A 7,550-nucleotide genomic window follows, 5' to 3' on the forward strand; every position below is an offset into this window, starting at 1 on the left:
CTTCAGTTGGGCCAAAGGAGTCTTTTAATAAATAAATAGAATTTTTATCTAGAGAGCTTAAATCTTCTTTTATTTTTTTGTCTAAAGAATCGACAGCAGCCAACACCGCTATAATAGAAAAAATCCCAATAGTAACACCTAACAATGACAACAAAGTACGCAGTTTGTTATTCAGTAATGCATTCATAGCAAAACTAAAACTTTCTTTGAGCAATCGTATATATAGTATCATAGAAATATTTGTAATGTAAAATTGATTAATTCTTGTTAAAAAACCTAGCAGAAAATTAATTTACTAATAGGTGTATAATTTTAAATTTTTGTTACAATCTTAACTTAAAATTAATTACAAAAAAACTACTTTTGCAAAATAAACTACAACAACACAATGAATACTACAAAAACAATCCAATCAGCACTTATCTCAGTGTTTGACAAAGAAGGTCTAGAGCCAATCGTTAGAAAATTACACCAACAAAACGTTACTATTTACTCGACTGGAGGAACCGAAGATTTTATTAAAAATTTAGGAATACCTGTAGTTCCTGTAGAAGATGTAACTTCGTATCCATCAATCCTTGGCGGAAGAGTAAAAACGTTACACCCAAAAGTTTTTGGAGGAATTTTAAATCGTCAAGATAATGAAACCGATGTGCAGCAAATGCAAGAATTTGACATTCCGCAAATAGATGTCGTGATTGTCGATTTATATCCGTTCGAAAAAACAGTTTCTTCAGGCGCAAGGGATGCTGATATTATCGAAAAAATCGATATTGGTGGAATTTCACTTATTCGTGCTGCTGCAAAAAACTTCAAAGACACCGTAATTATCCCTTCGGTAAATGAATATGCATTATTTTTAGATGTCATTTCAAATAATAACGGACAAACCACGTTAGAACAAAGAAAGCAATTTGCGACCAAAGCTTTTAATGTTTCGTCACATTACGATTCGGCAATTTTTAATTATTTTAATACAAATAAAGAAGAAGTTGTTCTAAAAATCAGCGAAACCAAAGCTGACGTTTTGCGTTACGGAGAAAATCCGCATCAAAAAGGATTTTTCTTTGGAGATTTCGATAAGATATTTACAAAATTACATGGTAAAGAATTGTCATACAATAATTTATTAGATGTAGATGCAGCCGTAAATTTGATGGGTGAATTTAAAAATGATGAGCCAACATTTGCTATCTTAAAACACAATAACGCTTGCGGAATTGCAACAAGAAAAACAATGAAAACAGCTTATCTAGATGCATTGGCTGGCGATCCAACATCAGCATTTGGAGGCGTTTTGATCGCTAATGGAAACATCGATTTGGCTACAGCCGAAGAAATAAATAAATTATTTTGCGAAGTAGTTATTGCGCCAAGTTATGACGAAAATGCCATCGATTTATTAGAAGAAAAAAAGAATAGAATTATATTGGTTCAAAAAGAATTGAGTTTGCCAGAAACTTCAGTTAGAAGTTGTTTGAACGGAATTTTGGTTCAAGATAAAGATTTAATTACCGATGCTGAAGCGCATTTAAAAACCGCAACAAAAACAACACCATCTAAAGAAGAAATTGAAGATTTATTATTTGCATCAAAAATTTGTAAACACACAAAATCGAACACGATTGTTTTGGCAAAAAACAAACAATTATGCGCTTCGGGAACGGGACAAACATCGAGAGTTGATGCATTAACGCAAGCAATTCACAAAGCGGTTTCTTTTAAATTTGATTTGAAAGGAGCAGTAATGGCAAGCGATGCTTTCTTTCCTTTTCCTGATTGTGTAGAGATTGCAAAAAACGCTGGAATAGCAGCTGTAATTCAACCTGGAGGCTCTATAAAAGACGAATTAAGTATAAATTATTGCAATGAAAATAATGTTGCAATGGTATTTACAGGAATTCGTCATTTTAAACATTAATTTTATTACTTTTGTTAAATAATTAATATAAATAAATTTAACCCTGACTGAATATGGGATTTTTTGATTTCATGACCGAGGATATTGCGATAGATCTTGGTACCGCAAACACGCTAATTATTCACAACGACAAAGTTGTGATAGACAGCCCGTCGATAGTCGCTCGCGACCGCATTTCGGGCAAGATAATTGCCGTAGGTAGGGAAGCCAGTTTGATGCAAGGTAAAACCCATGAAAACATAAAAACCATTCGCCCATTGAAAGACGGAGTTATTGCCGATTTTGATGCTTCGGAGCAAATGATAAAAATGCTTATTAGAAGTATCCCTGCTTTGCAAAAGAAGTTATTCACACCAGCTTTGCGTATGGTTATTTGTATTCCTTCTGGGATTACTGAGGTAGAAATGCGTGCGGTAAAAGAATCAGCTGAACGTGTAAATGGTAAAGAAGTTTATCTGATACATGAGCCAATGGCAGCAGCAATAGGAATAGGTGTCGATATTATGCAACCTAAAGGAAATATGATTGTCGATATTGGTGGTGGTACTACCGAAATTGCAGTTATAGCGCTTGGAGGAATTGTATGCGACAAATCAGTTAAAATTGCGGGGGACGTTTTTACAAACGATATTATTTATTACATGCGTACACAGCACAATTTATTTGTGGGTGAAACGACTGCCGAAAAAATAAAAATTGAAATAGGTGCGGCCATCGAAGATTTAGATTCTCCACCAGAAGATATGTCAGTTCAAGGACGGGATTTACTTACCGGAAAACCTAAACAAGTTGAGGTGTCATCGAGAGAAATTGCAAAAGCATTAGACAAATCTATTCAACGTATTGAAGATGCTGTAATGGAAACATTATCACAAACACCACCAGAATTAGCAGCAGATATTTACAACACAGGAATTTATCTTGCAGGAGGAGGAAGTATGCTTCGTGGATTAGACAAACGTATTTCTCAAAAAACAGATTTACCTGTTTTTATTGCCGAAGATCCATTAAGAGCAGTAGTTCGTGGAACTGGAATGGCACTAAAAAATCTTACAAAATATAGAAGTATTCTTTTAAAATAATTAAGTATAAATGCAGCAAATAATTAATTTTGTATTTAAAAACAGCACGCGTTTGCTGTTTTTGCTGCTTTTGATAACTTCATTAACACTAACTATACAATCTCATTCCTACCACAGAAGTACTGTCGTAAATTCGACAAACGTACTTACTGGATCTGTTTTTGAAAAAGTGAGCGAAGTAAAAACTTATTTTAGTCTAAGAGAACAAAACAATAAATTAGCACAAGAAAATGCTACTTTGCGAAAAATCCTTTTCAATCAGAAAGACAGTACTACAATTCTGAAAAAAGACAGTCTAAAAGGTTATGACAAGATAGATGTAATTCAGTCTAAAGTAATCAATAATTCCTATGGCGTTTCCGAAAATTATTTAACCATAAACAGTGGTTCTCTTCAAGGTATTAAAGAAGATATGGGTGTGGTAAACAGTCAGGGAATTGTAGGAATTGTCGAGAAAGTTTCATCAAAATATGCGACAATCCTAAGTGTCCTAAATGTAAAATCCAAAATTAATGCCAAGGTTAAAAAATCTAACCATTTTGGCTCTTTAATATGGAATGCTAAGAATGCTGGGTATGTACAACTAATTGAAATTCCAAGATTAGCGTCGGTCAAAAAAGGAGATACCATAGTAACTGGAGGTAATTCCAGAATATTTCCTGAAAATATTCCAGTTGGAATTATAGACAAAATATATACAGATACCGAAACAAATTATTTTACACTAAACATAAGATTGTTTAACGACATGACTAATCTAAATCATGTATATATTATTACCAATAAAGAAAGTGCCGAAATAAAAAAACTAGAAAAAGAAACAATCAAAGCTGATGAATAATGCATTGATAATAAATATCGTTCGTTTTATTTTCCTGCTTGCGGCACAAATTGTTATTTTTAATAATATCGATTTGTTTGGTTATATAAATCCGTATCCCTACATACTATTTATTTTATTATATCCTGTAAACTCTAATCGAGCAGGGTTATTAATAGCAAGTTTTCTATTAGGATTAACAGTTGATATGTTTACAAATTCTGGAGGAGTTCACGCAACTTCTTGCTTAATTTTAGCTTACGTAAGACCAGTATTTTTTAAATTTGCATTTGGTTTAAGTTATGAATATCAAACGATTAAAATTAATGATAGACTCTCGCCAGAAAGATTCACATTTATATTCATTTCCGTACTTATACATCATTTCATACTATTTATATTAGAATATTTTAAATTTGCTTTTATTTTAGAAGCGATGCTAAGAACGATTGTTACAACCATCTTTACATTAGTAGTGAGTATCCTAATTATCTATTTATTTAAGCCAAGCAAACGATGAGAAAGGCATTACTTCCAGGGATAGTTATAGTTGCTGGTGTTTTCATCATTGCTAGACTCTTTTTTTTGCAAATTATAGATGATACTTTCAAACTAAAATCTGAGAACATTTCAATTAAAATTAAATATGACTATCCCGAACGAGGTTATATTTATGATAGAAATGGGGAACTTATGGTTGCCAACCAACCGTCTTATGATATCATGGTAGTACCAAGAGAAATAAAAAAAATAGACACTGTTGAGTTTTGTACTCTTTTAAACATTACCAAAGAAGATTTTATAAAAAAAATAGACAAAGCAGTTGTTTATAGCCCTATGTTACCATCGGTATTTTTAGGACAATTAAACAAATTAGAATATGCCGCTTTCCAAGAAAAAGAAAGAAAGTTTGAAGGATTTTATATTCAAAAACGTTCACTACGAGATTATCAATTAGTTGCGGGAGCTAATGTTTTTGGATTTATTACCCAAGCAAATGAAGCCATAGTAAAACAAAATCCGTATTACAGAAGCGGAGATTTACTAGGAAAACAAGGAGTTGAAGAAACTTATGAAGTCGAACTTCGTGGAACAAAAGGTGTAAAACACATACAAAGAAACAGATTTAACCAAGAAATTGGACCATATAAAGAAGGGAAATACGATACTATTGCCGCGCAAGGAAAAGATATTACATTGACTATTGATGCTGAACTTCAAAAATACGGAGAAGCATTAATGAAAAACAAACGTGGAGGAATCATAGCAATTGAACCTAGCACTGGCGAAATTTTATGTTTGGTTACTGCTCCGTCCTACGATCCAGCGATTTTAGTAGGAAGACAACGCTCTAGAAACTATACAAAACTATACAACGATTCATTAGCAAAACCATTATACGATAGAAGTTTATTAGCAGAATACCCTCCTGGCTCACCTTTTAAAATCTTAACAGCTCTAACAGGTTTGCAATCGCAAGCAATAGACACGTCAAGTACATTTGCATGTAGACATGGTTTTAGTTACGGTCGTGGAAGATTTATGGGATGTCACTGTGGCGGCGGCATGCGCAAACTACACATGGGAATTGCAAAATCCTGTAATGCTTATTTTGGAAATACTTATTTGCGAACCATAGATAAATATGCAAGCCCAACAGAAGGAATAGATGCTTGGAGTGCTCATCTAAAAAGTTTTGGAATGGGTCAGTTTATGGGATATGACTTGCCTACAGGACGTAGAGGAAAGATTCCTACTTCCGAAACCTATAAAAAAATGTACCCAAATGGTGGTTGGAGATCTACTGCAACTGTATCTAATTCGATAGGACAAGGAGAAGTTTTAATGACACCAATTCAGTTGGCAAACATGATGGCAATCGTGGCAAACGAAGGATATTATTACACACCTCATATTATTAAAAAAATTAAAGGTCAAAAAATAGACGCCAAGTTTAGAACAAAACATGTAACAACTATCGATAAGAAATATTTCAAACCAGTTATTGAAGGTTTGGCCGAAGTATTTAAAACAGGAACTGCTTATTTTCTAAAAGTAGACGGAATGGAAATTTGTGGAAAAACAGGAACTGCCGATAATTTTGCTCGAGTAAACGGAAAGCAAGTAATGTTAAAACCCCATTCGGTATTTGTGGCTTTTGCACCCAAAAAAAATCCTAAAATAGCTATTGCTGTTTTGGTTGAAAATGGGGGCTATGGTTCGACAGTTGCTGGTCCAATCACAACTTTAATGCTTGAAAAATACATTAATAAAAAAGTATTGATGAAGGATAGAGAAAAGCGTGTCTTGGAAACTAGTCTTCAGGGAGAATACAACCGATTTTCTAAAAAATATCTCGATTCGATGTATAAAATTAAGGTTCGTAAAGATTCTATCTTAAGAGTTATTAATACAAAAAAACTAGATTCTATTAAGAAAAGCAAACCTACAACGTAAATGAAAAATCAGAGCGTTTCAAGTAATATCGACTGGATAACCGTTGCAATATACACAGCACTTGTAGTAATTGGCTGGATGAATATCTATTCTGCAGATATGACTTCAAATTCTGAATATTATCTCGATTTTAATCAAAATTACGGAAAACAACTAATCTTCATTTGCCTAAATGTTGTTTTAATTATTGTAATTCTAACTATCGATTCTAAATTTTACGAAAAATTCTCGAGTGTAATATTTGGAGCTTCCTTAATATTGCTTGCAGGATTATTTGTTTTTGGAAAAACAATTGCGGGACAACGTTGCTGGTATGCCATAGGAAGCATGACATTGCAACCTTCGGAATTTGCAAAAGCTGCCACAGCACTTGCCTTGGCCAAATATTTAAGCGATAGTCAAGTAAACTTAAAAAACATCAAACATCAAATCCTTGCCTTACTTATTATGGCATTGCCAATACTATTAATATTACCACAACCCGATCCAGGAAGTGCGCTCATATTTATAATGTTTATATTAGTGCTAAACAGAGAAGGATTGCCATCATGGTATTTATGGACAGGATTTATAGCGGCTGTATTATTCGTAATGACACTCGTAATAAAGCCACAATATGTAATTTTAATAGCCTTTATAGGCATTGCATTACACTATCTTAAATCGAGAAGAATCAATCGAAACATAATAGCAAGTGCAATAGTATTAGTATTAATGTCTGGTTTTGTGTTTTCAGTCGATTATGTTTTCGAAAACGTATTCAAACAACACCATCGCGACCGCTTTAATATATTATTAGGGAAAGATGTCGATATGGACGGTATTGGATACAACACCAACCAATCGGAAATTGCCATAGGATCGGGTGGTTGGATTGGCAAAGGATTTCTAGAAGGAACACAAACCAAAGGAAATTTTGTCCCGGAACAACACACCGATTATATTTTTACAACCGTAGGCGAAGAATGGGGATTTGTGGGTTCACTTGTATTAGTTTTGCTTTTCGTTGGACTAATTTTGCGTGTGCTTTATCTAGCCGAAAACCAGAAAACAAAATTTAGTCGAGTGTACGGTTATGGCGTTGCAGCCGTATTATTCACACACTTTTTTGTAAATATATCTATGGTAGTGGGAATTTTTCCAACCATTGGGGTTCCGCTTCCATTTATGTCATATGGCGGTTCGAGTTTGTGGGGATTTACCATTTTGCTATTCATTTTCATAAAAATGGATGCCAATAAAGTAAACGAATGGTAAGTAGCTATTCCAG

7 protein-coding genes are annotated in these 7,550 nt (G+C 33.6%); 6 read left to right on the plus strand and 1 reads right to left on the minus strand.

All coding sequences use genetic code 11. The annotated features are described in order from the left end of the window. A partial coding sequence (locus tag ACH2BG_RS07140; protein ID WP_395047018.1) for an ABC transporter permease occupies positions 1-232 on the minus strand: 232 nt, incomplete at its 3' end. 156 nt (positions 233-388) lie between these two features. Here ACH2BG_RS07140 and purH point away from each other — a divergent pair. From purH to rodA, 6 genes are read left to right on the plus strand one after another with little or no spacing between them, the layout of a single operon-like run. Further along, entirely contained in the window at positions 389-1,921 is a 1,533-nt protein-coding gene (gene purH / locus ACH2BG_RS07145) for a bifunctional phosphoribosylaminoimidazolecarboxamide formyltransferase/IMP cyclohydrolase (RefSeq protein ID WP_395047019.1), read from the plus strand. Between the two features lie 53 nt (positions 1,922-1,974). After that, on the plus strand, positions 1,975-3,003 hold the full coding sequence (locus ACH2BG_RS07150; RefSeq protein ID WP_395047020.1) for a rod shape-determining protein: 1,029 nt from the start codon (positions 1,975-1,977) through the stop codon (positions 3,001-3,003). A gap of 10 nt (positions 3,004-3,013) precedes the next feature. Continuing rightward, a complete protein-coding gene (gene mreC / locus ACH2BG_RS07155) occupies positions 3,014-3,844 on the plus strand; it encodes a rod shape-determining protein MreC (RefSeq protein WP_395047021.1) in 831 nt (276 codons plus the stop codon). Next, the gene (locus tag ACH2BG_RS07160; RefSeq protein WP_395047022.1) at positions 3,837-4,343 is read left to right on the plus strand and encodes a rod shape-determining protein MreD; all 507 of its coding nucleotides are present in this window, start codon (positions 3,837-3,839) and stop codon (positions 4,341-4,343) included. Before mreC ends, ACH2BG_RS07160 begins: the two co-directional genes overlap by 8 nt. Then, positions 4,340-6,280, plus strand: a complete 1,941-nt coding sequence (mrdA, locus tag ACH2BG_RS07165) for a penicillin-binding protein 2 (RefSeq protein WP_395047023.1) — start codon at positions 4,340-4,342, stop codon at positions 6,278-6,280. Before ACH2BG_RS07160 ends, mrdA begins: the two co-directional genes overlap by 4 nt. Beyond that, complete coding sequence (gene rodA / locus ACH2BG_RS07170; protein ID WP_395047024.1) at positions 6,281-7,537, plus strand: rod shape-determining protein RodA; 1,257 nt, start codon at positions 6,281-6,283, stop codon at positions 7,535-7,537. Positions 7,538-7,550: the final 13 nt, after the last annotated feature.

The organism is Flavobacterium sp. (assembly GCF_043779715.1).
GTDB lineage: Bacteria > Bacteroidota > Bacteroidia > Flavobacteriales > Flavobacteriaceae > Flavobacterium.